General features: G+C 71.3%; 18 protein-coding genes and 1 pseudogene. 5 read left to right on the top strand and 14 right to left on the bottom strand.

Annotated elements, in window-relative coordinates; translation table 11 throughout:
• The first annotated feature begins 74 nt into the window (after window positions 1–74).
• A complete protein-coding gene (locus ACQP1V_RS19425; RefSeq protein ID WP_433425017.1) occupies window positions 75–299 on the top strand; it encodes a hypothetical protein in 225 nt (74 codons plus the stop codon).
• Between the two features lie 25 nt (window positions 300–324).
• Here the strand turns inward: ACQP1V_RS19425 and ACQP1V_RS19420 are convergent, their stop codons facing one another.
• The 3 genes from ACQP1V_RS19420 to ACQP1V_RS19410 form a co-directional block, all read right to left on the bottom strand.
• Window positions 325–813, bottom strand: a complete 489-nt coding sequence (locus tag ACQP1V_RS19420; RefSeq protein ID WP_433425015.1) for a response regulator — start codon at window positions 811–813, stop codon at window positions 325–327.
• 303 nt (window positions 814–1,116) lie between these two features.
• On the bottom strand, window positions 1,117–2,871 hold the full coding sequence (locus ACQP1V_RS19415) for a glycoside hydrolase family 15 protein (protein WP_433425013.1): 1,755 nt from the start codon (window positions 2,869–2,871) through the stop codon (window positions 1,117–1,119).
• Window positions 2,872–2,962: 91 nt separating this feature from the next.
• Window positions 2,963–3,622 carry a response regulator transcription factor gene (locus tag ACQP1V_RS19410; protein ID WP_387418066.1) on the bottom strand — a complete coding sequence of 220 codons (660 nt, stop codon included), beginning with the start codon at window positions 3,620–3,622 and terminating at the stop codon, window positions 2,963–2,965.
• A gap of 143 nt (window positions 3,623–3,765) precedes the next feature.
• Here ACQP1V_RS19410 and ACQP1V_RS19405 point away from each other — a divergent pair, with 143 nt between their 5' ends.
• On the top strand, window positions 3,766–5,616 hold the full coding sequence (locus tag ACQP1V_RS19405) for a sensor histidine kinase (RefSeq protein WP_433425011.1): 1,851 nt from the start codon (window positions 3,766–3,768) through the stop codon (window positions 5,614–5,616).
• An 18-nt stretch (window positions 5,617–5,634) separates the two neighbouring features.
• On the opposite strand, the gene ACQP1V_RS19400 is transcribed toward ACQP1V_RS19405, so the two are convergent.
• The 4 genes and pseudogenes from ACQP1V_RS19400 to ACQP1V_RS19385 all read right to left on the bottom strand — a co-directional run bounded on the left by ACQP1V_RS19400 (window position 5,635) and on the right by ACQP1V_RS19385 (window position 8,712).
• On the bottom strand, window positions 5,635–6,105 hold the full coding sequence (locus ACQP1V_RS19400) for a sensor histidine kinase (RefSeq protein ID WP_433425887.1): 471 nt from the start codon (window positions 6,103–6,105) through the stop codon (window positions 5,635–5,637).
• 15 nt (window positions 6,106–6,120) lie between these two features.
• A pseudogene (locus ACQP1V_RS19395) lies at window positions 6,121–6,306 on the bottom strand (histidine kinase dimerization/phospho-acceptor domain-containing protein); the annotation flags it as partial.
• A 349-nt stretch (window positions 6,307–6,655) separates the two neighbouring features.
• Entirely contained in the window at window positions 6,656–8,368 is a 1,713-nt protein-coding gene (locus tag ACQP1V_RS19390) for a SulP family inorganic anion transporter (RefSeq protein ID WP_433425009.1), read from the bottom strand.
• Window positions 8,365–8,712 carry an ArsR/SmtB family transcription factor gene (locus tag ACQP1V_RS19385; RefSeq protein WP_433425007.1) on the bottom strand — a complete coding sequence of 116 codons (348 nt, stop codon included), beginning with the start codon at window positions 8,710–8,712 and terminating at the stop codon, window positions 8,365–8,367. Before ACQP1V_RS19385 ends, ACQP1V_RS19390 begins: the two co-directional genes overlap by 4 nt.
• A gap of 288 nt (window positions 8,713–9,000) precedes the next feature.
• Here ACQP1V_RS19385 and ACQP1V_RS19380 point away from each other — a divergent pair, with 288 nt between their 5' ends.
• The gene (locus ACQP1V_RS19380) at window positions 9,001–9,849 is read left to right on the top strand and encodes a maleylpyruvate isomerase family mycothiol-dependent enzyme (RefSeq protein ID WP_433425005.1); all 849 of its coding nucleotides are present in this window, start codon (window positions 9,001–9,003) and stop codon (window positions 9,847–9,849) included.
• 61 nt (window positions 9,850–9,910) lie between these two features.
• On the opposite strand, the gene ACQP1V_RS19375 is transcribed toward ACQP1V_RS19380, so the two are convergent.
• The 3 genes from ACQP1V_RS19375 to ACQP1V_RS19365 all read right to left on the bottom strand — a co-directional run bounded on the left by ACQP1V_RS19375 (window position 9,911) and on the right by ACQP1V_RS19365 (window position 15,948).
• Window positions 9,911–11,269 carry an MFS transporter gene (locus ACQP1V_RS19375; protein ID WP_433425004.1) on the bottom strand — a complete coding sequence of 453 codons (1,359 nt, stop codon included), beginning with the start codon at window positions 11,267–11,269 and terminating at the stop codon, window positions 9,911–9,913.
• A complete protein-coding gene (locus ACQP1V_RS19370; protein WP_433425002.1) occupies window positions 11,266–12,378 on the bottom strand; it encodes a MerR family transcriptional regulator in 1,113 nt (370 codons plus the stop codon). Before ACQP1V_RS19370 ends, ACQP1V_RS19375 begins: the two co-directional genes overlap by 4 nt.
• Window positions 12,379–12,546: 168 nt before the next feature.
• Window positions 12,547–15,948, bottom strand: coding sequence for a phosphodiester glycosidase family protein (locus tag ACQP1V_RS19365; protein WP_433425885.1), 3,402 nt, complete (start codon window positions 15,946–15,948; stop codon window positions 12,547–12,549).
• Between the two features lie 361 nt (window positions 15,949–16,309).
• Here ACQP1V_RS19365 and ACQP1V_RS19360 point away from each other — a divergent pair, with 361 nt between their 5' ends.
• Window positions 16,310–16,627, top strand: coding sequence for a hypothetical protein (locus ACQP1V_RS19360; RefSeq protein WP_433425000.1), 318 nt, complete (start codon window positions 16,310–16,312; stop codon window positions 16,625–16,627).
• A 364-nt stretch (window positions 16,628–16,991) separates the two neighbouring features.
• Here ACQP1V_RS19360 and ACQP1V_RS19355 read toward each other — a convergent pair whose 3' ends face one another.
• The 3 genes from ACQP1V_RS19355 to ACQP1V_RS19345 all read right to left on the bottom strand — a co-directional run bounded on the left by ACQP1V_RS19355 (window position 16,992) and on the right by ACQP1V_RS19345 (window position 20,996).
• Window positions 16,992–18,311, bottom strand: a complete 1,320-nt coding sequence (locus ACQP1V_RS19355; protein ID WP_433424998.1) for an aspartyl protease family protein — start codon at window positions 18,309–18,311, stop codon at window positions 16,992–16,994.
• Between the two features lie 224 nt (window positions 18,312–18,535).
• Window positions 18,536–19,918: an alpha/beta fold hydrolase gene (locus tag ACQP1V_RS19350; RefSeq protein ID WP_433424997.1), complete on the bottom strand. Its 1,383-nt coding sequence runs from the start codon at window positions 19,916–19,918 to the stop codon at window positions 18,536–18,538.
• Window positions 19,919–20,081: 163 nt separating this feature from the next.
• Window positions 20,082–20,996: a LysR family transcriptional regulator gene (locus ACQP1V_RS19345; protein ID WP_433424996.1), complete on the bottom strand. Its 915-nt coding sequence runs from the start codon at window positions 20,994–20,996 to the stop codon at window positions 20,082–20,084.
• 80 nt (window positions 20,997–21,076) lie between these two features.
• On the opposite strand from ACQP1V_RS19345, the gene ACQP1V_RS19340 reads away from it, so the two are divergent.
• Window positions 21,077–22,039, top strand: a complete 963-nt coding sequence (locus ACQP1V_RS19340) for an EamA family transporter (protein WP_387418078.1) — start codon at window positions 21,077–21,079, stop codon at window positions 22,037–22,039.
• A 152-nt stretch (window positions 22,040–22,191) separates the two neighbouring features.
• On the opposite strand, the gene ACQP1V_RS19335 is transcribed toward ACQP1V_RS19340, so the two are convergent.
• Window positions 22,192–24,939 carry a DUF6493 family protein gene (locus tag ACQP1V_RS19335; RefSeq protein ID WP_433424994.1) on the bottom strand — a complete coding sequence of 916 codons (2,748 nt, stop codon included), beginning with the start codon at window positions 24,937–24,939 and terminating at the stop codon, window positions 22,192–22,194.
• Window positions 24,940–25,093: the final 154 nt, after the last annotated feature.

The raw sequence follows: 25,093 nt of genomic DNA, 5'->3' as shown, positions 1-25,093 counted from the left end.
CTGCCCTATCGGCGGACGGTTCCCGCGACCGACCCTGGCAGCAGACCATGCCCGACGCAGGCAGGGTGGTAGCAGTGGAACGTTCGAACGACCAGGTCGCGGACCTGCTGCAGGAATACGCGGACCTGATCGCCGATGACTCCCGAGCCAGGCCCGGGGCGTTATGGGCATCCTCCTGCTATCGGCGCACGTGGAGATCGACCAGGCGATGGAGCATCATGGCGCGGATGCGGCTGCCGGAGACCGAAGACGATCATCGCCGCGTGCTCGCGGTGATCACGTTCCTGGAAGCCCGTTGACCGGAGCGTCGAGGCGTGAACCGTCTCAACTGCCCGTGCCGGCCGCTCTTCGCAGGATCTCGTAGATCGCGCCCCCCGAAAGGCTCGGCTTCGGCAGGAACGCGACGGCGGGGCTGGCCGCGATCATCTCCGCGAAGTCCATCTCGTCGTAGGTCGAGATCAGGATGATGTTCGGGGGATCCCCACCGACCGCGTCCACAAGCCGCAGGGTCAGGTCGAATCCGCTCTCCTCGCCGAGATCGATGTCGACCAGCACGAAGTCCGGCCGGAGCTCGGCGAACCGGCGAAGCGCCTCGGCGGTCGTGGACACGGCGCCGAGTACGGCGATGCCGTCCGCTTCGAGCAGTTGACGAGCGGCCTCCTTGAAGTGATCGTTGTCATCCACGATCAGGCAACTGAGGGGCACGCATCCAGGATCCCAGCCGATCGCCGACGCGTCATTGCAGCTAGCAGGAATACCAGGGCTGCCGCAGACATGTCTGGAATCGATGATCCGGGCGGCGGCCTGCTGCACCGCCGACGGCACGTCGGCGCAAGAACGATCTCCTCACGCCGGTCGAGCACAGCGAGCGGATCGCGTGCACGCGGCACACCACAGGCAGGGAGCAGGTCATGCACAACTGGCACACGCCCTGCGCCCGGGGACGAGGACGGCCGCGGCCTGCTCCTCGTCGACGCCCTGTCCAGCTCCTGGGGCACCGGCCGTACGGGCAGAGGCAAGGTCGTCTGGTTCGAGCTGGACGCGTGAACGGAGGCTGTCATGCAAGACGGCCTACCGGATCACATCCCGCAGATTGATCACAATCCGATACGCGCCCTAGCTGAGCGCCAGGGCCGTATGGATCAGATGGAGGTGGGTGAACGCCTGAGGGAAGTTGCCCAGATGGCGCGCCTGGACGGGGTCGTACTCCTCGGCAAGCAGACCCACGTCGTTGGTGAGGGCCAGCAGCCGCTCGAACAGGTCCATGGCCTCGTCCTTGCGGCCGATGAGGTAGAGCGCTTCGGCCAGCCAGAAGCTGCAGGCGAGGAAGGCGCCTTCGGTTCCGGGCAGGCCGTCGATGTCGTTGCTCTCGGAGGTCGGATAGCGCAGCACGAAGCAGTCGGTCTTCAGCTCGCGTTCGATCGCGTCGATCGTGCCGATGACCCGGGGGTCCTCAGGGGGCAGGAAGCCGACGATCGGGATGAGGAGCAGCGCCGCGTCGAGTTCGCGAGAGCCGTACGACTGGGTGAACGTGCCGCGCTCGGTGTCGAAGCCCTTGTCGCAGACCTCGGCGTGGATCCGGTCCCGCGTGGCCCGCCAGCGCTTGAGGGGGCCGCTGTGGCCGAGCTCTTCGATCACCCGTACCTGCCGGTCGGCCGCCACCCACGCCATGACCTTGGAATGGACGAAGTGCCGCCGCGGGCCACGGATCTCCCACAGGCCCGCGTCGGGCTGGGCCCAGTTGCGCTCCAGGTAGTCCATCAGCCTGCAAACGGTGAACCAGGCGTAGTCGTGGGGCGGCATCCCCAGCTTACGGGCCCGGTAGAAGCAGCTGAGCACCTCGCCGTAGACGTCGAGCTGAAGCTGGCTGGCCGCGCCGTTGCCGATCCGCACCGGCCGGGAGCCTTCGTAACCGGGAAGCCAGTCGAGCGTCTGCTCTGGCAGGCGCCTTTCGCCTGCCACGCCATACATGATCTGGAGGTCCTCCGGGCGGCCCGCGATGGCGCGGAGCAGCCAGTCAAGCCAGGCGTCCGCCTCGGTGATGTATCCGGATTCGGTCAGGGCGTCGAGTGTCATCGCGGCATCGCGCAGCCAGCAATATCTGTAGTCCCAGTTACGCACCCCGCCGAGATGCTCGGGCAGCGACGTGGTGGGAGCCGCCATGATGCCGCCGGTCGGGCTGTAGGTGAGCGCCTTGAGCGTGATGAGGGAGCGGATCACGGTGGCGCGGCAGCGGCCCGGGAGCCAGCAGCGGGAGACCCACTCCTCCCAGAACAGGCTGGTCTTGGTGAGTTGCTCGCTGGGATCGATGCCGCAGGGTTCCGGCTGATGCGAGGGGTGCCACGTGAACACGAACGACCGGCGTTGCCCTGCGGCGATCGTGAAGGTGCCGGTGTGCCGGTCGCCGCTGCCCTTCAGGTGGAGGGGAGCGTCGATCCAGACCGAGTCGGGTCCGCCGATGGCGTGGAGGCGGCTGTCGAAGCGGCGGGCCCAAGGGATGATCCTGCCGTAGTCGAACCGGATGCTGATCTCTGTGGTCATGTCCACCGTCCCGGACACGCCGTCCACGATCCGGACCAGGGTGGGGTTGGCGTGCCGGGGAGGCATGAAGTCGATGACCTTGACGGTCCCTGTGGAGGTCTCCCATACGGTCTCGAGGATCAGCGTGTCGCTGGCGTACGCGCGTCGCGTGGCCATCTCATGCCCGGCTGGGGCCAGCCGCCAGAACCCGTTGGACTCGTCGCCGAGGAGCTTGGCGAAGCATGCGGGGGAGTCGAACCGGGGAAGGCAGAGCCAGTCGATCGACCCGTCGCGACCGACGAGGGCGGCTGACTGCGTGTCCCCGATGAGGGCGTAGTCCTCGATCCGCATGTGGACCACGCTACTCGCCGGGCTGCGTGTCATCGCTCGGGCGTGTCAGTTCGCCCGCAGCGGTGGAGGCGTTCTGCCAGCAGGTGAGGCCCTAGCGCGACTCCAGGAAGGCGAGCACCGCGAGGACCCGGCGGTGGTCGTCCTCCGTCTCCGGCAACCGCATCCGGGACATGATGCTGCGCACGTGCTTCTCGACGGTGCCCTCGGTGATCCAGAGCTTGTGCGCGATGCCGGCGTTGGAGCGCCCCTCCGCCATCAGGGCGAGCACCTCGCGCTCGCGGTCGGTCAGCAGCTCCAGCGGGTCGTGTCTGCGCCGCGCGGTGATGAGCTCCGTCACCAGGGCGGGATCGACGACCGAGCCTCCGTGGACGATCCGTTCGAGCGTCTCGACGAAGTCGGCCACGGCGGTGACCCGGCTCTTGAGCAGATAGCCGACCTGGTGCCCGGCGGCGAGCAGCTCCATGGCCTGGTCGACCTCGACGTGCGCCGACAGCATGAGGACGCTCGTCTCCGGGAACTCCTCGCGGATCACGCGGGCCGCGTCGAGCCCCTCGGTCGTGTGCGTGGGGGGCATCCGGATGTCGACGACGGCCAGCTCCGGGCGGTGTTCGCGGACGAGGGCGAGCAGCTCGTCGGCGTTCCCCGCCTGGCCGACGACCTCGAACCCCGACCGCTCCAGGAGGCTCGCCAACCCCTCCCGCAACAGGACGTCGTCGTCCGCCAGGACCACCCGCGTCCGATCCTCGTCCACCACATCGCCGCCGTTTCGCGTGGGTCTGCCGCGCCCGCGGGGCGCAGGGGACGGAACGCCGTGCCGTACCGGCCGGCCACGGTCGCTCTGACCTGCGCCAACATCGAACGCGCCTCCGGTTTCGTACGGAGTAACGTGGAGGCATGCGCGCGCGGCTGATGTCGTTGCTGCTACGCCCGACGCGCCTGCCCATCCTGTGGGGCGTCATCGTCAGCGCCTTGTTCGTAGCGGCGGAGACCTTCCTGACCGACCCGCTGGAGAGGTGGGCACCGGGCAGCTCTCTGGGAGTAGTTTACCTACTCGGCGTTCTCGTGGTCTCGTACATCTGGGGGCTGCGGCTGGGAGTCGCCACCGCTGTGATCAGCGGTTTCGCGTTCGACTACTTCCACCTTCCCCCTGAGCACACGATCACGGTCTTCAGCAGCTGGTCGTGGATCGCGCTCGTCATCTTCGTCGTCGTCGCCATTTTGGCCGGCTGGGCCGCGGCGCTGATGCGCTCCCTCGTCATCGAGGCGGACTATCGGCGCCGGGAGGCCGACACCGACGCCAAGATGTCCCGGCTCCTGCTGCGCACCGAGCGGGTGCGCTCGGCGCTGCCGGCCGCCTCCCAGCGCCTGGCCAAGGGGCTCGGCCTGCCGTTCCTGACGATCGAGGTCGACACGGTTCCGGGTGACGAGGAGCGCATGGCGCTGCCGCTGGTCGATGGCACCACCAGGCTCGGCACGCTCCTCGTCCCCGCCGGCCTGCCCGGCACGACCATGCGCCGCCTGCGCGAGCGTGTCGTGCCGTCCCTCGAGGCGCTCCTGCACGCGGCCCGCGACCGCGAGGCGATCAGCCAGGCGCTGGAGACGAGCCGCGACCAGCTACGCCGGATCGCCGAAGTGCAGGCCGCACTGCGCCGGGTCGCGACGCTCGTCGCGCGCGGAGTCCCGCCGACGGACATTCTCGACGCCGTCGCCTGCGAGACCGGCCTCCTCCTGCGGGCGGACTACACGGTGATCGAACGCTACGAGCCTGACGGCACGATCGTCCTGGTGAGCTGGTGGAGCAAGGAGGGCTCCACCTCAATGCCGCCCGTGGGCTCGCGCTGGCCGGCCAGCGAGCACAGCGTCGCCGGCCTGGTGTGGAAGACCCGGCGTCCGAGCCGGATGACGAAGTACGAGGCCCCGACCGAAGAGATGGCCGAGTGGGCCCGCACGCAGCGGATCGTCTCCGCGGTCGGCACCCCCATCGTGGTCGAGGCGCGGCTGTGGGGCGTCATGGTCACCCTCTTCCGCGCCCCGGAGCCCCCATCACAGGCCCACGAGGAGCACATGCGCGAGTTCACCGAGCTCATCGCGACCGCGATCTCCAACGCCCAGGCCCGCGACGAGCTTGCCGCCTCCCGCTCCCGCGTCGTCGCGGCCTCCGACGAGACCCGGCACCGCATCGAACGCGACCTGCACGACGGGGCCCAGCAACGTCTCGTCTCGCTCGGGCTGGAACTGCGGACCATGGAGTCCGGCGTGCCGGAGGAGCTGGCGGAACTGAGGCAGCGGCTGTCCGGCGCCGTCGACGGGCTGACCCTCGTGCTGGAGGACCTGCGGGAGCTGTCCCGGGGCATCCACCCGGCGATCCTCTCCAAGGGGGGTCTGGGGCCCGCGTTGAAGATGCTCGCGCGCCGCTCCCCCGTCCCCGTCGAGCTCGACGTACGCGCCGACCGGCGGCTGCCGGAGCGGGTCGAGGTGGCCGCCTACTACGTGGTGTCGGAGGCGCTGACGAACGTGGCCAAGCACGCCCAGGCGTCCATGGCCCGGGTCGAGGTGGACGCGGACGACGCGTGCGTCACGATCTCGGTCCGCGACGACGGGGTCGGCGGAGCGGACACCCGCGTCGGTTCCGGGCTCATCGGCCTCAGCGACCGCGTCCAGGCGCTCGACGGCACGCTGGAGATCGTCAGCCCTGCCGGTCAGGGGACCACGCTGACCGCGACGATCCCCCTCGGCACCGGCTGACGGCCGCCACGCCCGTGTTCATAGGACGTCGAGACGGTCGGCGAGCGGCAGGCGGACGACGAACCGCGCGCCGCCCGACGCCGACTCCTCGACCGTGACGGTCCCGCCGTGGGCCTCGGCAATGTCCCGGACGATTGCGAGGCCCAGCCCGGCGCCCCCGTGGCTCCGGCTGCGGGCCGTGTCCAGCCGGGCGAACCGTTCGAAGATCCACGCACGCTCGGCCGGGGGGATGCCGCACCCGTCGTCGGCCACGACCAGCTCGGCGTGGCCGCCGTCCTCGCGCACCTCGACCTGGAGCACGTGCTTGCCGTGCCGCTGCGCGTTATCAAGGAGATTGGCGACGAGTCGCCGGACCTCGTGGCAGACGACCTCGACCGTCGTTCCCGGCGTGAGCCGCGGCAGCACCGGCAGCGGGTCGGCGCGCGTGGCGATCTCGGTCTCGACCAGCTCCGCCAGATCCACCCGGACCGGCTCACCGGACGCTCGCATCCCGACCTTGGCCAGCACGAGGAGATCGGAGACGATCGCCTGGAGGCGGTCCACGTCCCGCAACGCGCGGCCGAGGAGCTTGTCCAGCTCCGTCGTGTCCGGGTGGAGCTGGGCCTCCTCGAGCTGCGTACGGAGGCCCGCGATCGGGGTGAGCAGCTCATGTGCGGCGTCGGACACGAACTGCCGCTGCTGGGCGAGCATCCGGTCGATCCTATTCCGGAGGCTCTCCGCCTCGTCCGACGTCGCGCCGTTCACGGCCGAGGACGGGCGGGAGCTCCTGTCAGGGGCCGGAGCGGCCACCGACGTGCCGTTCACCCCGCCGACGGGGACGGGTCTCGGGTCGCGCTGACACATGACGCCCATCCAGAGTTCTTGTCACGTCCAGGAGAGGCACCGTCCGGACCTGCTCGTCCGTGGTCCGGAGAGCCGAGGGGTGCCTTTCTTCAACGATGACGTCCCTTCGCCGTGCTGTCTGTGCGGGTAGCCACCATTTCCACCCCCATGCCAGCAGGGTTCCCGGCATTACCGCCAGCCGGTAGGCCGGGACCGCCTACTCTCCCACCACGTCCGGTTCGAGAGCCGCGGGCAGCACGCCGGTCCGGTGGAGGTGGTCGCGAGCGGCGGCGATGGACTCGGGCGTGGTGGCGAAGACGTGGCCGGCCCGGTCGAGGTCGGCGATCACGCCCAGCGCGTGCAGGGGCTGGTGGTGGCCGTCTCTGATGCCGGAGATGTAGACGGTGATGCCGCGCCGTCGCAGCCGGGTGATGGCGTCGCCGAGGACGAGGGCGCCGCTGGCGTCGATGGCGGTGACCCGGGACATGCGCAGGATGACCACCGACACGTCGGCGACGTTGGAGAGTTGCAGCAGGAAGCGGTGGGCGGCGGCGAAGAACAGCGGCCCGTCCAGGCGGTAGGCGACGATGTGCTCGGCGAGCAGGGCGTGCTCCTCGTCGGTGTGGTCGCCGGGCAGGTCGGGGCGCAGTGGCATGGCGTCCAGGCGGACGTCCCGCGCGATGGCCCGGAGCGCGAGCGCCCCGGCCACGATCAGGCCGAGGATGACGGCCTGGACCAGGTCGAGCGCGACGGTGGCCAGCGCGGTCAGCACCAGGACGACGGCGTCGCCGCGGGTGGAGCGCAGCATCGCCTTGACCGAACCGGCCTCGACCATGCGGAAGGCGGTGGCCAGCAGCACGCCGGCCAGCGCGGCCAGCGGGATCTTGGCGACCAGCCCCGAAGCGGTGAACACGATCACCGCGAGGATCGCGGCGTGGGCCAGCGCGGCCAGCCGCGACTGGGCCCCGGACCGGACGTTCACCGCCGTACGGGCGATGGCGCCGGTGGCGGGCACACCGCCGAACAGCGGCGCGACAAGGTTGGCCAGGCCCTGCCCGAACAGCTCCCGGTCGGGGTCGTGCTTGTGGTTGACGCTCATGCCGTCCGCGACGGCGGCCGACAGCAGCGACTCCAGCGCGGCCAGCGCGGCCACGGCGACGGCGGGGGCGAGCAGCGAGCCGAGGGCGGAGACGTCGAGGAACGCCAGGGACGGCGCGGGCAGGCCGGCGGGCAGCTCGCCGATGCGGGGCACGTCCAGGCCCGCCAGCTCGGCGGCCACGGTGGCGGCGGCCACGGCCAGGAGGGAGAAGGGGACGGTCGGGCGCAGCCGCGCGCCCGCGAGCATCAGCGCGGCCACGGCGCAGGCGATCGCCGCCGGCCACCAGTTCGGGTGGGCGAGGAAGTCGCGGGCGGCCTGCCAGGTCACCACGGTGACCTTGTCGCTGTGGGAGGCGGGCACGCCGAGCGCGCCGGGGATCTGCTGCAGGCCGATCACGCAGGCGATGCCGAGGGTGAACCCCTCCACCACCGGGGCCGGGACCAACGCCATGTACTTGCCCGCGCGCGCCAGCGCCAGCGCGATCAGCAGCAGCCCGGCCAGTACGCCGACCGTCAGCACGCCGGAGGCGCCGTGCGCGTGCATGATCGGCACCAGCACCACCGTCATCGCGCCGGTCGGTCCGCTCACCTGCAGCCCCGAGCCGCCGAAGACCGCGGCGATCGCCCCCGCGACCACCGCCGTGGCCAGCCCGGCGGCCGCGCCCAGCCCGGAAGAGATGCCGAACCCGAGCGCCAGCGGCAGCGCCACGATCGCCACGGTCAGCCCGGCCAGCAGGTCGCGGCGCGGACGGCGGGCGTAGGCGGCGATCTCGGCCCGCTCGGGCAGCAGCGAACGCAGGCGGGCCCGGCTCGCCGACATCAGCGTGCTCATGAGACGCCGCTGTTCGCTTCGTCCGCCAGCAGCTCGCTGAGCAGCTCATTCTGTCCCGTCAGCTTCTCGGTGAGGAGGACACGGGCGGCGCTCAGCAGCTCGGCCACCCGCCCGCCGGCCAGGGCGTACACCATGGTGTTGCCCTCGCGCTGCGCGGTGACCATGCTCGAACGGCGCAGCACGGCCAGGTGCTGCGACATGCCGGTCGGCTCCACCTCGATCGCGGCCAGCAGCTCGCGCACCGACATCGGCCCGTCCTGGAGCAACTCCAGCACCCGGATCCGCACCGGGTGGCCCAGCAGCCGGAACAGCTCCGCCTTGGCCTCGTACAGCGGCACCGACATCACACGTCCGCCTTACCGGCCGGCCCCGCGGCGCCGTCCTTGCCGGGGCGCGGCCGTGCCGCACCCTGCCTCCTCGCGGACGGCTCCTGCCCGGCCACGCCGGCGAATGCCCTGATCACGTCACTCCCGTGGTCCGTTATCGCATAAGCGACAGAATGCAATTGCGCATTTTCGCAATTACGATACATCGGCGCACCGCATGCCCCGCGCACAGGGGCCGGTGGCGACGGAACCTCGCCGGGCAATATCGGGATGCCGACCGCGCACGGCGGTCAATAGGGTGATGTGATGACGATCTTCGGCCCGGTCATCGACGTACGCCCCCTGTTCCCCCGCGAGCGACGGGCCATGCTCGACCTGCTGCGCGCCCTGGATCCGGCCGACTGGGCCAGGCCGACGGTCTGCCCGGGCTGGGATGTGCACGACGTCGCCGGCCATGTGCTCAACGACTACATGCGGCGCCTGTCCGGCAGCCGGGACGGGTACGGCGGCGCCGTCTTCGGCGACGGCGAGACGCTTCCCACCTATCTCGCGCGTACCAACGAGGAGTTCGTCCGGGCGACTCGCCAGCTCAGCCCACAGCTGCTGATCGAGCTGCTGGAGCACCTGGGACCGCGCCTGGACGCCGTCTGGGCCGCACAGGATCCGGAGGCGCCCGCCGGCCTGAACGTGTCCTGGGCGGCGGTGGACGTCGACAGCCCCGCCTGGCTGGACATCGGACGCGAATACACCGAATTCTGGAGTCACCAGCAGCAGGTGCGCGACGCCGTCGCGCGTCCCGGCGCGACCGAGCCGGACCTCATGGCGCCCGTCCTGGACGTCTTCGCCCGCGCCTTGCCGTACGCCCTGCGAGGGCACGACCGTCCGGAGGGCACCGCCGCGCACCTGGAGGTGATCGGGCCGGCGGGCGGCCGATGGAGCGCGGCGTGGCAGGGCGGCCGGTGGCGGATGGCGACGCCGGGAGACGAGCCGGCCGCGCGCGTCTCGATGGATCAGGACACCTTCTGGCGGCTCGCGACCAGGGGCATCACCGTCGAGGAGGCCCGCCGGCGCTCGGAGCCGAGCGGCGACCCGGAGATCACCGCCGCCATGACGACCCTGCTCGCGGTCGTCGCGGAGAACGGCGACGGCCGCTGACGACGCGGGCTTCTTCGAGCTTGACGGCCCCGCAGGCGATCGAGCGCTTGATCTTCGGGCGTCATTCGCGCGGCCGGGCCGGGACAGCGGCTCTCGGCGGGGCGGAGGTCGCGGACCGGGCCGTGTGGTTCCGCAGCTCTGGCACCGCCCAGGCGATCGCCGCCACGGTCACCGTTGTGAGCAGCCCGCCGGCGCAGATCACCACTCGGGGATCGAGGAGTGACGTGGCGGCCCCGTGCAGCAGGTTCGCGATGTGCGGGCCGCCGCAGAGGACGACGGTGAGCGATCCCTGGATCCGGCCGCGCATGGCGTCGTGGGTGTGTGCTTGCGTGATGGCGTTGCGGAAGGTGCTCAGCACGAAGTTGACCGCACCGCCGAGGACGAGCGCCGCCAGCGCGACCCACAGCTGTGCGGCCAGTCCGAGGAACACGACGGTGCTGCCCCAGGCGGCGGCCGCCCCCGCCATGAGCGCACCGTGGCGTCGGGCGCGAGTGAACGTGCCCGACAACAGCCCGGCTGCGACGACCCCGGCCGGATAGGCGGCGTAGAGCAGTCCCAGCTCCAGGCCGCCTCCGGCGGGTCCGCCGTAGGTGTGCTGGGCGAGTTCCGGAAACAGGGCTGTCGGCATGCCGAAGACCATCGCCGCGAGGTCCACCGCGAGCACCGCCACCAGCAGCCGGCTGGCCGCCAAGTACCGGAAACCGGCCACTACCTGGCCGATCGTGGGGCGACGCCGGCGGTGCCGCGCGGCCGGATCGCGCGATGATCCGGCCGGGTGCGGCTGCGCCGGCAGCGGCGGAAGCGGTGGAAGTGGCGGCAGCTTGGCGACCGCCCACACAACGGCCATCAGCGCGACGGCATCGAACAGGTACAGCGTGTCGAGCCCGACTATCGGGATCAGGACCCCGGCGAGCGCCGGTCCGACGATCGACCCGGCGTAGCGGGTCAGCGAGCTCAGGCTGTTCGCCGCCGGTAACAGCTCGACGGGGACGAGGCGGGGCACCACCGCGCCCATCGTGGTCATGATCGCCGCGAAGGACAGGCCCTGGCAGGCGACCAACAGCATCACGACCGGGACGGACCGCCCGCCGAGCACGGCCTGGGCCCACAAGGCCGCGTACGTGAACGCGAGGCCGCAGTCGGCCGCCAGTAGCACTCTTCGCCGGTCCATGAGATCGGCGAGCGCACCGGTCCACAACGCCGCCACGACCAGCGCGGCGAACGACACCGCCGCCGCCGCGCCCACGACCGCCGAGGAGCCGGTCACCGTGTACAGCTGCGTCGGCACGGCGACCACGCTGAACGAACCGCCCACCGCGCAGGCCGCCGACGCCACCCACAATCGCCGGAAGGCCGCGACGGCCAGCGGGCGGCGGTCCACCGCGTAGGCGCCGAGTGACCGGACGTTCGACGTGCTCACCGCCCGGTGCCCGCGGGCCTGGCCGCGGCCGGCGCGTCCAGGCTCACCACGTCGGCGACGACGCAGGCGATGTTGTCGGGGGCGCCCGCAGCGTACGCCCGCGCGACCAGTTCGTCGAGCACGTGCTGGGGTGCGGCGGGCCCGGTCAGCACCTCGCGCAGCGACCCGGCGGGGACGACGGCGGACAGGCCGTCGGAACACAGCAGGTACCGGTCACCGGCCGCGGCCTCGTGCAGCGACAGGTGCAGCTGGGCCCCGCCGGTACCGATCAGCGCTCGCGCGAGCAGCGAGCGTCGCGGATGCGAGGCCGCCTCCTCCTCGGTCAGCCGGCCCTCGTCGACCAACGACTGGACGTAGGTGTGGTCATGGGTGATCTGGAACAGTTCGCCGTCACGTACGAGGTAGGCCCGGGTGTCACCGATGTGCACCAGCGCCAGCCGGGAACCCGACCACAGCAGTGCGGTCAACGTGGTGACCGCCTCACCCGACGGCGTCGACGCGGCGATTTCCCCGATCATCCGGTCGGCTTCGCCGACCGCGTCGGAGAGAGCGCCCAGCAGATCCTCGGCCGGGACGGCCATGGTCTCCAGCGGCTTGAGCGCGTCGACGGCCGCCGCGCTCGCGAGGTCCCCGGCCGGGCCGCGGACCCCGTCGGCCACCGCCAGCAGCCGGGGGCCGGCGTACGCGGTGTCTTCGTTGCTCGTGCGCACCAGTCCCGACTCTGACCTGGCGGCGTAACGGATCCCCAGTACGGTCGCCGTCTCTTCCACGGTGCTTCCTCTTCCCGACAGGTAGTCGACGAGGAACGTGGCCAACTGCCCGCGGGCGGCGGTCTCGGCCAGCACCTGCTCCCAGTAGCGGGCGATCTCTTCGGCCGCCGCGCTCGCCGGCAGGTCGCACACCTGCCGGATGCGGGCCAACGGCATGCCCAGCCGCCGCAGCCAGGCGATCAGCCGGGCCCGCTCCAGCTGCGCCGGATCGTAGAACCGGTATCCGGACTCTCCGTCCACCGCGGCCGGGCGCAGCAACCCGAGCTCGTCATACAGCCGCAACGCCTTCGGCGACAGCCGGGCGGCCCGAGCGAACACCCCGATCGTCAGCAGCCGCACCACTCCTCCTCGTCCCGGCCGCCGTGGCCGGTACGGACGATGCTGCTGCTTCACCCAGGGGGAAGGTCAACACGCCGCCGTGTTCCCGGCGTCGGCCGTCCGGCGTACGCGGGCCCTCCCGCGGCGCGGCGACGCCGTACCGCGGGAGGGCCCGTTCGAGGGCGCGGGTCAGGCGGCCGCGCGGGCGGCCAGCGCGACCGTGGCCTGGCGGGTGACACCGTTCACGGTGACGGCGACCACGACCTGCCCCGGGCGCAGCGCCGTGATGGCCCCGGTCTCCGGGTCCAGCACCGCGACGTGCCACGGCTTGGCGCCGGCGCGATCGCCGACGTGCAGGTTCGGGGAGCCGGACCAGTCGGCCGAGGCCGGATAGGCGGCGGGCACCGTACGACCGTCCTGCGTCAGGGTGGCCGACACGCGGCCGGACTCGCCGACCTTCATGGAAGCGGGCGCGGTGAGGGTCAGCTCGTCCACGTGCGGGCGGACCTGCGTGCCGATCCAGGTCGGTGCGTCCACGAACCAGTTGCGCCGGACGTGCTCGGCCTCCTTCGCCGTCACCGGGTCGACGCCCCACAGCGACCAGCCGGTGAACCCTCCGTCGTCGGCCGCCGTGGCCGGGTTCTTGCCGGAGTTGCCGTTGATGAAGTACGGCACGGCGTCGACGTGCGAGGCGTGGAACGTCCCGACGTGACCGCCGATGTAGGCCGCCCCCTTGCCGGTGGTGCGCTGGAAGTCGGCCAGCCAGCCCTCGACCAGCGCGGCCTCCTTGCGGTCGCCGAGCTGGCTGCCCTTGCCTGGCGTGGGGTCGCGCGGGGGCACGTGGAACAGCACGGCCACCGAGCCGATCGCGGGGTCCTTCGCGGCCGCGTCGAGCTGCTTCCTGAGCATGGCCACCTGCTCGAACCCTCCGCCGAGCAGGTTCAGCCGCGAGGTGTCGAGGGTGATGAAGCGGGTGCCCTTGTGGTCGAACGTGCCGTAGGTGTCGCCGAAGACCGCCTTGAAGTTGTCGATCTTCCCGCCCATCACCTCGTGGTTGCCGGGCACGTAGTGGAACGGCAGCTCGCCGCCGAGTTCCTCGTCCAGGATGCGCTTGGCCAGCGCGAAGTCCTCGGGGGACGCCTCGTCGACGAGGTCGCCGTCGATGATCAGGAAGTCGGGCTTGGCCGCCTTGATCTCCCGCAGGGTGCGGCGGACGTTGGCGACGATGTCGCTGCCGGGGGCGCGCGCCACGAACTGGCCGTCGGACATGACCGCGAACCGCCACGGCATGCCGGCCACCTCGGTGCCGGTACGGACGACCGGGTCGGTCACCTTGGCGGCGGCCGGGGCGCTCACCTGCGGCGGCACCTTGGCGACCAGCCCGTCGATGGCGATCTCACCGTTGTACAGCGTGTCGGCCCTGGTCTCCGCGACGTAGAAGCGCCGGAGCTTCAGCGGGTAGTTCACCCCAGGCGGGACGGCGAACTCGACGTACTTCCAGCCGGTCCAGGTGAGGTAGGGGCCGCGCAGGATCTGCGACTGTCCCTGGGCATCGTAGAACTCCAGGCTCGGCCACTCCCCGTGCCCGGAGGAGTTGATCCACATCCCGAACGCCTGCGGCTGCCCCTCCACCGTGATCTGCTGCGGCGGGCTGGCGTAGGCCGCCCGCGTGGCGGTCGACTGGGTGAAGTCGTACGCGAGCCGCAGCCCGCCGCCGCTCTGCCCCGGCGTCGGCGACAGCGATCCGGTGGCGCGCGCCGCGGAGAACGTCCAGGACTTGGCGTCCTCGAAGTCGGCGACCGAGACGTCCTGGTAGCCGATCGTCACCGGCACCGCGGTGGTCACCTTGCCGGCCGTGACGGTGATCGTGCCCGAGCCGGTCGCCTTCTTCGACGTCACCGTGAACAGGCCGTGCTCGGCGGGGGCGACGTCGAACAGGGTCGTGTCGTAGTCGAGGCGCAGGTCGCCGGGCTCGATGGGGGCGGAGTTGCCGTTGCGGTCGTAACCCACCACGCCGAAGACGCCCGCGTCGTCCGCGCCGCCGAGGCCGACCAGGTCGGCCGTGGCGCCCAGCCGTTCGAGGGGCTGCAGGACGGTGAGCTCGATCGTGCCCTTGACGCCGCCGCGCGAGGCGGTGACGGTCGTCTGGCCGGGCGTCGAGGCGTGGAAGACGCCGTCGCGGCCGACCTGCCCGTGCACGGCCGGTGTGGCCCGCCACGAGGGCGCGCCGTCCACCGGGCCGTACGTCTCGTCGTAGCCGTCAGCGGTGAGCTTGCGGGTGAGCCCGGGGAAGACGCGGTCGGTGCTCCCGCCCGCGGTCGGCCCGGTGCCCGGCGCCTTCACCGGGTCGGCGGCCGTCTCGACCCAGAAGCCCTTGAGCTTGCCGCTGCCGGCGGGGGCGTAGAGGGCCAGGCCGTTGGGGACGTGCCGCTCCTCGCCGTCGGAGGGGCTGTTCTCCACGCGGGCGTCGGCGGAGCCGGGCTTGCGGGCGAGCATCGTGGAGGAGCCGCCGCCGTCGAGGTTGATCGCGTTGTGCGCGCCGAGCTCGGCCATCATGGTTCCGAGTTCGGTGAGGGTGACGCCCCGGCTGTCGGCCTGGCGGCCGTCGACGGTCAGCATGTACATCGTGCGGCCGTCGGCGGAGAAGCCGACGGCGGTGCGCGGGTGGGCGGCGTTGTCGGAGGAGACCTGGGCGACACCGTCCTTGACGAGGATGTCACCGCCGCCGACCGCGGTCTTGACGGCGCCGCCGTCGGAGGCCTTCGGCTGGTACGCCACGTCGACGCGGTCGCCCGGCTTCAGTCGGGCCAGGGCCGCCGCCCCGGCCTCGCGGCCGAGGAGGATCGTCGTGCCCGCCGGGATCGGGCCGCCGCCGGCGGCGGAGCGTACCTCGGCCACGGCACCGTCGCGGAGCACGACCTCGGTGACCGTGGCGGCACCCGCGACCGCGCGGCCTCGATCGTAGGAGCCCCAGAGCGGGGTGAACACGCCGACGCCGCCGGCCTGGATGAGCTGGTTGAACTGGGTCAGGGTGATCGGTTCGCCGCCCGCCGGGGTGGCGGTGCCGTCGAACCGCATCTGCAGGACGCGCCCGACGCCGTCGGGCGTGAGCGCGACCGCGTTGCCGTGGCCGGCGACCGAGGACTGGACGAGCTCCCCGTCGCGGACGCCGACGCCCTGGGCCGCCCCCGAGTTGTTGATGTCGAAGAAGTCGCCGTTGACGGCGGCGATGGCGCGGCCGCGCTTCACCGGCCCGGACAGCGGCTCGGTCTTCGACACCTCCCCGGAGAAGACGTAGCCGGCGCTCGCTCCGCCGGTGAGGTCGGCGGTGATCGCGTCGGCGCGTAACCAGCCGGCCGCGTCATAGCGGTCGAACGAGGAGAGTGTGACGCCCGGCGCGACCGGCCGGGTCTGCTTCGCCGTCTCCAGCCGCTGTGTGCCGGGGGTGGCGAGCAGCGTGGAGGCGGCCGGATACGAGGATGCGGGGGCGGCGTCCTCGACGAGGGGGTGCTGTGGCTGCGGGGGTTGCGCATCGGCCGTGGCGGGCCCGGCGGTCGCGCCGAACGCGAGCAGCGGGGCGAGGAGGGCCACGGCCAGCAAGCGGGGGTGGTGACTTTGATGACGTTGTGACACGAGCGAACTCAATCGCGTTCTGGTTACAAGTTTCAAGACTTGGACGTGTCCTAAAAGAAAACTTCATGCGGCCTCCGCGATCTCTCATCCCACCCCCGACCCGGCCTCCATGGGCGCGGATACCGCCTCAGACCTGGGCAAATGACCGCTGCCGCCAACGCCGCCCCCGCCACCGAAGCCGACCCGAGCAGAGCAAGAAACCCAGTGCCGCCCTTTACAACGTAGATCACCAAGAGACTCAACTACGGCGATCACGGATGCCGAGCGCGGCTGAGTGCATCATTGCCGCCCGATATACCGATTGGGGAAGATCGAATGCATGAAAGCCACCCGCCTCCTCCCCTACCCGGCACTGCTTGTCGCGGGCGTGTTCTACGCCCACGGCGTATGGGAGGGACGTTTCTTCGAACTGCGCCCCACCAGCGAATACTGCGCCGACAAGCCGTTGGCGTCCCCTGCGACGAGTTGGACATGGTTGCCGCTCACCCATCGATGCCGGTGGAGCGACGGCACCACCACCGACCTGGTGCCCGCGTACGTCAACCCCGTCGTGTATGCCTGCTTGGCCCTTGTCCTGGCCTGCATGGTGATGGCCGTCCGGGCCGCCCGTCGCAACAGGCGGCAACCTTTGAAGTAGCCCGCCGGGGCAGGCGCGCGCACGGCCAGGCACGGTCTGGTCAGCTACGACCGGGCGGCGGAGCGGGTGAAACCACGTTCACTCAGCGCTTGGCCTGGTCGTTGAGATGCCCCAGCCGGACCATCGCGGAGCGCCGGATTCGCTTCGTCCTCCCAGTCTCCGCCAGCTTCTCCAATACGCTGACATCATCACCTGTCTGCGCGAACTGCAACTGCAGCCAATCGGTCCAATCCGAGATCGAATACCTTCCATTCTCCACGCGCCCTTCGGGAAGGGATCCCAATATCTCGATGTCGCGCGCCCTGATATCGGCGTATTCCTGATGCGAACCACGGGAGAGCCGTTGGCGCCGCGGGGTGCCGCGCTACCTGCTCGCGATGTAGAAGTTCATGCCGGCGTAGTCGAAGGTGATGGCGTGGGGCTTGAAGAACTCATGAGTGAAGTTGGCGATCGTCTCGAACCCGAAGAGCTTGATCCACGGCCATCCGCCGGCAACGCCGGGGATGTTCCGACCGACCGTTTTTCCTAGACCTATCCTGGCCGGGGTGATCGGGTAGAACGTTATTCCACCACCTGTCGTCGGATGATCGTAATCGATCTCGATACCCGCTCGTTTCGCATTCTCCTCGGTCGTCATGACGCCCATGCTCATGCCTCCCGTGTCGAGAGAGACCACCCGCGGCCCGTAATCGTTGAGGCTCCCCAGGGTGCAAGGGATGTGGTCGCCCGCCAGCCACAACGGCAGGCGGTCGACTCCGGCACGCCTGGCCTCCACCAGGAACTCCCGCAGTTGTGTTCCCGTCTTCCGCCGGAGGACGAGCGCCTGATTCGCGTAGTCCATCGTGGCCAGGAAATGGTAGAGCAGCGTGGTCCCGATGACGCCTGACGGCCGAGAGCCGTCCGGTAGGTCCGGCATTCTCAGGTCGTACCAGACGACCGGAACATTGCGCAGCACGATGTCACCCAGTCGGAACGACTCCATAACGCCGTGATAGGTCGTGAGGGTCTGCCCGGCGGGATTGCTCGTGCTGGTGGACACCGCGCGAAGACCGGCCTGCTCCGCCGTTTCCGTGGACAAGGCGAGCGTTGCCCCGGTGTCGATCAAGAACCTCTTCGGCTTCGCCCCATTCACCGCTGCTTCGACGCAGGGCAGAGGATCGACGCACACGAAGGGAACGCGCGTCTTCTGCGCGCCCTGCGTCTCATACGGCGTGCCGGTCACGCTGGCGTACTGGGCGGCGAACGCCGCGTCGCTCAGATCGCCGGTGCCCCGGAGCAGCGGCACCGCGCGGGCGACCCGGTCCTGGCGGACGAAGCATTCCGCCAGCTGCCGCTTCGAGAAGTTATCGTCAGGCGCCAGATGGATGGCCCTGGTCAGAAACTTCTCGGCGTCTTCGAACTTGTTGGACAGCAGCGCGATGCGCCCGCGCTGCGCCGCGGCGTGGGCGTTGCCAGGAGCTCTGCGCAGGAGATGCGCATAGCCCTGATCGGCTTCCTTGAACTTGCCGGCTGTGAAGAGGTCGTCGGGGGTGATCCTCGATGTTGAAGAACTCGGGGTCATTGCGAGGGATGTGCTCGCCCAAGGGGCCCCCAATTGCGGAAGCACAGCGCCGGCACCGACGGCCAGCCCGGTCCGCCGCAGAAACTGGCGTCGATCGATGTTCTCAGGGGCGCTCTTATTCATGCTGGCATGCTCCTTACGTCTTCTTACGTCTTCGTCGGCGACGAAGAAGAAGGTCGCTCTTGCTGCGCGGCTTATGAATCTGGGCGCATGTGAGGACATGTCGTCACTCATTGCGGGCCGGGCAGTCCGTCCATGCGCAAGGGGAGGTTGCTTGATCAGGTGTTAGATCGAAGTAAGACCCCTTGCCCTCGGCTCGGGACGGCGTGCGTGATTGACGTTCTCCGTCAGCACGTCACCGTGGCCGCTGTGGGCAGCACACCGGTGGTGAAATACCGGTTGATGTGGGCGCGGGCACAGGCGTTGGCACCGTAGAGGGTGTGGCCGGGGCCCTCATGGCGGACGGTGGCACTGCCCGGCACCTGCGCGAGCACCCGCTGGACGGCGTCCGACTCGCCCCACGCGCCCGCGCCGAGCATCGGCGGCAGCCCCTTCGGCAGCGGGGTGGGCGGGTTGCTGACCGGGACCGGCCAGCCGACGCAGCCGAGGCTCCCGGTCGCCAGGGTGTTGGCGGCTCCGGCGTCGGGGGCGACCTTGCGCAGCCGGGCGACCAGCGACTCCAGTTCGGCGCGGCCGGAGGGACGGGGCCAGTCGAGGCATTCGGTGACGCCGGTCGACTGGTCGGGATAGCGAAGGCCACGCTCGGGGACGAAACCGGAGGCGTCACCGGCGGCGGCCGCGCGGATGTCGCGTGCCAGCTTCGGCCACGCCTCGGCGCCCTGCTTGGCGGAACCGATCGCGAAGGCCTGGAGGTCGCTGCCGTCGTACGCGATGCCGGACTTCTTGGCCGGTATCGGCGCGCGGCCGGCCCTGGCGATCAACGTGCGCCACTTCCCCGGCACGTCGCGGCACTTGCCCGCGGCCGCGCACCAGTCGAAGAACCGGTCGATGGCCCGCTGGTTGCTCCTGGCCATCTCCTCCTGCTCGCCGGCCCAGTCGCCGGTGCTGTGGTTCCACGTGCCGTCGAGCACCATCGTGCGCACCTGGCCGGGGAACAGCCGGGCGTAGTCCTGCCCGTAGAACCCGGCGTAGGAGGCACCGTAGAAGTTGAGCTTGGCGCCGCCGAGCGCCTTCCTGATCGCCTCCATGTCCCTGGCGTTGTCCGCCGAGCTCATGGCGGCGAAGAGCTCGGGGTCCTTGGCGCGGCAGGCCTCGGCGTAACCGCGGTTGGCGTCGGCGAGCCGCCCGAATTCGGCGTCGTCCCCGGGGAGCTTCGGGAGCGGGAGCCGGGTCCAGGTGCACGCCAGGCCGGTGCCGAGGCCGCCGAACTGCTCGCCGTACCCCCGGGTGTCCCACGTGACGATGTCCATGCGCTCGCGGAGCCCGGACCACCAGTCGAGGGACTGGGTGAGGGCGATCCCCGGCGCGCCCGGCCCGCCGTACGCCACCACCACAGCGCCCTCGGAACGGCCGGTCGCCTTGAGCCGGCCCAGTTTCAGCGTGATCGTGCGGCCGTCGGACTTCCGCCAGTCGACCGGAACCTCGAGGTCGGCGCATTCCATCCCGACCTTGTCGCCGGGGCAGGGCTTCCATTCGAGCGGATCGGCGGTCTGCGGCGCGTGCGCGCCCGAACCCAGCAAGGTCAGCGCTACGGCGATTGATTTCAGCATGCCGATCACGATCGCCGAACCGGCGCCCCGGCCGCATCGGACCGGGGGCTGGTTCGGGGACCGGCGGGTCAGACCGGGGGATGTCATCCCACCGCGGCACGACGGCGCGCCCGTCAGCCCGCCGGTTCGCGGCCGGAGTGACAGGGGCCCGATCTCACCCCGGTCACTCCTGTCGCTCCTCAGAGCTGTGCCGTTCCGCAAGCAGCTCGGCCGGGGCTCCGACGGCGGCGAGGAACGCGGACGCCGCGGGTGTGAGGCTGAACCGGCTCCACGCAAGGTGCTCGACGCGGGCCGGCGCGTCGGACACCTGGACGGTGATCACGCCGGTGAGCTGCGGCGTGTAGGCGGACGGTAGCATGGCGATGCCGAGCCCCTGCCGGACGAGCTGCGCCATGAAATCCGCGGCGGTCACTTCGAAGGCGACCTCGCGGCCGAGGCCCGCGGCCGCGAAGGCCTGGTCGGACTGGATCCGCCCCGCCGTACCGGCCGGGAAGTCCACGAACACCTCGGACGAGAGCCGGTGGAGATCGACATGCGGCTCCCCCGCCAGTGGATGCCCCGGTGCGACCACGGCGACGAGCCGGTCATGGGCGAGCTCGCGGGAGCGGACGCCCTGCGGGCGGGCCGTTGCCGGCAGGCCCAGGAAGGCCACGTCGACGGTCCCGTCCTTGATCTGTTCGACGAGGTCCTCGCTGGCGCCCACGCGCAGACCGACGCGCACGTTCGGGTATTTCCGGCGAAAGCCATCCAGCGTGGCCGGGACGTCGATCGCGGCGACGGTGGGGATCACCCCCACGGTGAGCCGTCCGCGTACCTCCCCGGCAGCGGCGGCGACCTCGGCCACGGCGCGCTCCGCGGCGTCCAGGCATTGGCGGGCGGCGGGAAGGAACGCCTCACCGGCCGGCGTCAGCCGCACCATGCGGCTGGTGCGGTCGAAGAGCCGCGCGCCGAGTTCACGTTCCAGCCGGGCGATCTGGTGACTGAGTGCGGACTGGACGACCAGGCACCGCTCGGCGGCGCGGGTGAAGCTGTTCGTCTCGGCCACCGCGAGGACGTAGCGGATCTGCTGGAGCTCCATGGATCTATCGTGGATCACGATCGATGAAGTGACAAACATGTGTTGGACTCATTGATGCCGTACGGCCCAGACTCGGTGACGTGAGAAACACGGCGACACACACCATCTCGACGGGAACCACCACAGGTCGCTCGTACGGGAACCTGGCCGGTACGGCGGCGACGGCGCTCGCGCCCGTGGTCTGGGGCACGACCTACATCATCACCACCGAGTTCCTCCCCCCGGGGCATCCGCTGTTCGCCGGACTGCTGCGGTCGCTCCCCGCGGGCCTGATCGCGCTCGCGTTCACCCGGACGCTGCCGCGCGGGGCGTGGTGGTGGAAGGCCGCGGCGCTCGGTGTGCTGAACATCGGCCTGTTCTTCCCGTTCCTGTTCACGGCCGCGGAGCGGCTGCCGGGCGGCGTCGCCGCCACGCTGGGGGCGGCTCAGCCGATCATCGTCGCCGCCCTGGCCGTGATGGTCCTCCACGAGCGCCCGTCCCCGCGCCGCTTCGTCTGGGGTGCGGTCGGCGTCGCGGGCGTCGGCCTGGTGGTGATCGGCCCTGCCGCGGCCTTCGACGCGGTCGGGATCGGGGCCGGACTCGCCGGCGCGGTCGTGATGGCGTTGGGCGTGACGCTCACCAAGCGCTGGGGACGCCCCGCCGGCGTCAGCCCCACGGCGTTCGCCGGATGGCAACTCACCTCCGGCGGCCTGTTCCTGGTGCCCGTCACGTTCCTCGTCGAAGGGCCGCCGCCCGCGATCGACGGCACCGCCGCGATCGGCTACCTCTGGCTCGGTCTGGTCGGCGGCCTGCTCGCCTACGTCCTGTGGTTCCGCGGCGTGACCGCGCTGCCCGTCACGTCGGTCGCGGTCCTCGGCCTGATCTCCCCGATGGTCGCCGCGCTTCTCGGCGCCCTCCTGCTCGGCCAGACGCTGGGCCCGATCCAGCTTCTCGGGTTCGCGCTGGCGCTGGCCTCGATCGTCGCGGGACAGCTTCCCCCGCGCACGTCCACGCGCCGCCGCCTCGGCGTCCGCGCGGCGTCCGAGCAGCACACCGCCGCATGACACCGTGAAAACGACACCGTGAAAACGACACGGTGAAAATGACACGGTGAAAACGTCGACGCCGTCCCCGCTGCTTCACCACCTTCTCCCACCAAGACGAGATCATCGGGCGGGGCGGGGCGGAGTCGCGACCGGGACGGCGTTCCGGCTTTCTAGCCCCCGCCGAGCCGCTCGTGCAGGCGCCGGGCCGCACGGACGAATCCGCTCGTCCCCTTGCGCGCGGCGATCTCGGAGATCACCGGGAGCGGGCCGCGCGCGTCCGCCCGGCGGGCGGCCTCGCCGGCGAAGGTGAGCGCCTGGGTGTGGCCGGAGTGCGCGCGTTCACCCGGCCCCGGCAGGTAGACGGGCAGTAGGCCGGTCATGATCTCCCAGACCTCCCGGTGCGCGCCCTTTCTCGCGCAGGCGTCCAGCGACTCCGTCACCCGGCTCAGCTTGACCGAGGCCCGCCGGAGGATGAGGCCGAGTTGTCTGCCGCACTCCGCCGCGGGCAGGCAGCCGGCGGCGACCGCGCGCAGCAGCAGCTCCTGGCCACGCTCAGGCGTGTGGTGCCAGAAGTGCTCCGCCAAAAGGCAGGCGATCAGAAGCGCCAGCCCCTCACCCACGGGTCCGTCTTGGTGGAACAGCTCGGTCACGCGCTCCTGCAAGTAGACGGGCCGCTCCTGCAGGGGGAGCAGGGAGGGCACGAGGTACATGGCCACCGCCTCCCGGTCGGAGGGCAGGACGAGCCGCCAGTACGCCATGGCGGCGCTGTCGTCCCGGCTCCAGCAGTGCGGGTCGGCCAGGAGCGCGTCGACCAGCTCCATCCCCGTCGGCTCCAGCAGGATGCGGGGACGCAGCCTGGGGCTCTGCTCTCCCGGCTGCCGGTCGTGGGTGTAGTCGCCGCCGGCGTGGGACCAGTCGACGCGCATCGCGGGCTCGGGCCGTTCCTTCAGCCAGCGGGCCAGCGTGACGCCCGCCTCCGAGGTCAGCCTCCCGGCGCGCCCCATCACGTCGGGATCCGCCTCCCTCGGCAGGCGGAGCAGCGCCTGCTGCAGGTCGGCGGACAGCGCCCGCACACCTGCCTGCTCGTAGCCCTCCAGGCGGTCGACCAGCACGGCGGGGTCGATGTGCCCCGAGGTGAGGGTCGGGGTGGCCAGCAGGTACGGCGGGAGCTCCCCAGCCTTCAGTGCGGCATGGATCTCGGCGCAGCGCAGGAGCACGGCCCACTGCGGCAGGGCGAGGGTCTCCGGGCCGGGCAACCGGTCTCGCGACATGCCCGGCTCGGGCTCGCAGGTGGTCGGTTCCTGGCCGGGGTCGGCCGCTTCACGGAGCAGCGCCTCGATCCACTGCTCCGGCCGGGACCAGTGCCGCCGGCGGTACAGCTCCTCCTGGCCGGGCCGCCCACGCTTGTCGCCCGCCGCCTTCCTGGCCGCCGGGTTGCGCACGAAGGCGTCGAGCCAGCGCTCGAACGCGACTGCAACGTCGAGATACCTGTGGATGCCGGCCAGATCGTCGCGGGTGGATGGGAAAGGCCTGCGGGTGGGCGTCGGGAACGACGGAAGCGGAACGGCCTGGAAGTCGTCGGCCTCCACCGGCGGGGAGTCCACCTCGCCGTACGCCTCGGCCAGCCGCGCCACCAGGTCCCCGGGCAACACGGTCGCCGCCTCGCGAACGGCCTCGGCGCCGATCGGCGAGAAGCGCCCGGCGTACTTGGCGGCCAGCCGTACCGCCCGCTCCTGCGCCTCGTACGACTCGCACAGGAACGCGGACGCGAGCGCGGGCGCCAGATGGTCGAGGTCGTCGCCGGCGTCGCGGGCCGCCTGGTCGAGCAGGGCCAGCCCGGCGCGTACCAGCTTGCCCTCGGCACGAAACAACAGCGCCTCCACCGCCTCGTTGACCTCGTCGCCGCTGAGGCCGCCGGCGCGGCGCAGTTGCTTCAGGGCCAGCTCGGCCACCGGCCCCGGTGCGGCGGGCAGCAGCCGCAGGTAGTCGCGGGAACGCTCCTGGCTGGGGGCGGGGTCGAGCAGTTCGTGCAGCCGGACGAAGAAGCGCAGGTCGGCGGCGTTGCCGCCGAGCAGGAACCGCCGGACGCAGCCGTCGACCAGCAGGTCGCGGCTGACCCGGCCCGCGTCGGCCAGGTCACGGAGCGCGAGCAGCCAGGAGCGCCGGTCCCGGTCGTGTTCGGGGGCGTCGAGCCGCTCGTCGCGCAGCGCCCGGCCCACGCCCTCGGCCTCGAAGACGCGGTGGACCAGGTGCTCGGTCAGCGGGTCGCCCTCCAGGTCGGGCGGGGTGGACACCCAGGCGACCACGAGCGGATCGTGGTCGGGCGGGACCGCTCCGGTGCGGCGCAGCAGTTCCAGCGCCAGCGCCGCGCTGTCGTCCCTCGCCTGTGCCCGGGTGCCGCGCAGCCGCAGGGCCAGCCGGACGGCGAGGTCGGCCTGCCATTCCGCCGGACGGGCCGTGATGACCTGGAGCAGCGGGCCCAGCTCGGTCACCGCTCCCCAGCGGGCGAAGTCCCGCCGGTACAGCCAGGTCGCGACGGCCGCCGCGCCGCCGAGCGTGCCCGCGCCGGCGACCCGCATCGGCTCGATCCAGCGGTCGCGCTCGCGCCAGTCCACCGTAAACGAGCGGCGGTTGTGGCGCCCACTCATCCTCCAGTTCCGGTGCGCCTCGTCGCTGGAGACGCCCCGGGCCGTCTCGGCGCGGACGAACTCCTTCATGGCCAGCTCCTCGGCCTGGGACACCTTGGCCTGGCGGCGCTCGTGGCGCTCATGGGCCTCCTGCCTGGCGGCGCCGATGTGGCCGGGCAGCTCGCGGGCCACCTCGCGTCGTCCCGCGTCGTCGAGGCCGAGCACCTCGGCCACCGTCCGCACGGCGTCGCCGGCGGCGATGACCTTGCGCACCCTCTCCCAGGCGTTCATGCGGTCTCCGCCTGTGCCATGAAGAGGCGCGGGTGGGAGCCCGGCAGCACGCTCCCGCCATACGGGGACGGCCCGAGGAGGGCACCGGCGGAAGATATGGGGGAACAGACGTCGGAACACGCCTGCGTCGCAGTCGTCATGCCGCAGAGGCTAG

The sequence above is a fragment of the Microtetraspora malaysiensis genome (assembly GCF_050947145.1).
In the GTDB taxonomy this organism is placed as follows: domain Bacteria; phylum Actinomycetota; class Actinomycetes; order Streptosporangiales; family Streptosporangiaceae; genus Microtetraspora_A; species Microtetraspora_A malaysiensis.
The sequence above is the reverse complement of the archived record's forward strand: the minus strand, read 5'-3'. Positions and strand labels throughout refer to the sequence as shown.

Excerpts from the sequence above, each read along its gene's own strand:
- ACQP1V_RS19360 (WP_433425000.1), top strand. The coding sequence starts at position 16,310 with ATGAAAGCCACCCGCCTCCTCCCCTACCCGGCACTGCTTGTCGCGGGC.
- ACQP1V_RS19385 (WP_433425007.1), bottom strand. The coding sequence starts at position 8,712 with ATGTCGGTGCCGCTGTACGAGGCCAAGGCGGAGCTGTTCCGGCTGCTG.
- ACQP1V_RS19355 (WP_433424998.1), bottom strand. The coding sequence starts at position 18,311 with ATGAATAAGAGCGCCCCTGAGAACATCGATCGACGCCAGTTTCTGCGG.
- ACQP1V_RS19400 (WP_433425887.1), bottom strand. The coding sequence starts at position 6,105 with ATGCGAGCGTCCGGTGAGCCGGTCCGGGTGGATCTGGCGGAGCTGGTC.
- ACQP1V_RS19350 (WP_433424997.1), bottom strand. The coding sequence starts at position 19,918 with ATGCTGAAATCAATCGCCGTAGCGCTGACCTTGCTGGGTTCGGGCGCG.
- ACQP1V_RS19415 (WP_433425013.1), bottom strand. The coding sequence starts at position 2,871 with ATGCGGATCGAGGACTACGCCCTCATCGGGGACACGCAGTCAGCCGCC.
- ACQP1V_RS19380 (WP_433425005.1), top strand. The coding sequence starts at position 9,001 with ATGACGATCTTCGGCCCGGTCATCGACGTACGCCCCCTGTTCCCCCGC.
- ACQP1V_RS19345 (WP_433424996.1), bottom strand. The coding sequence starts at position 20,996 with ATGGAGCTCCAGCAGATCCGCTACGTCCTCGCGGTGGCCGAGACGAAC.
- ACQP1V_RS19390 (WP_433425009.1), bottom strand. The coding sequence starts at position 8,368 with ATGAGCACGCTGATGTCGGCGAGCCGGGCCCGCCTGCGTTCGCTGCTG.
- ACQP1V_RS19405 (WP_433425011.1), top strand. The coding sequence starts at position 3,766 with ATGCGCGCGCGGCTGATGTCGTTGCTGCTACGCCCGACGCGCCTGCCC.
- ACQP1V_RS19335 (WP_433424994.1), bottom strand. The coding sequence starts at position 24,939 with ATGAACGCCTGGGAGAGGGTGCGCAAGGTCATCGCCGCCGGCGACGCC.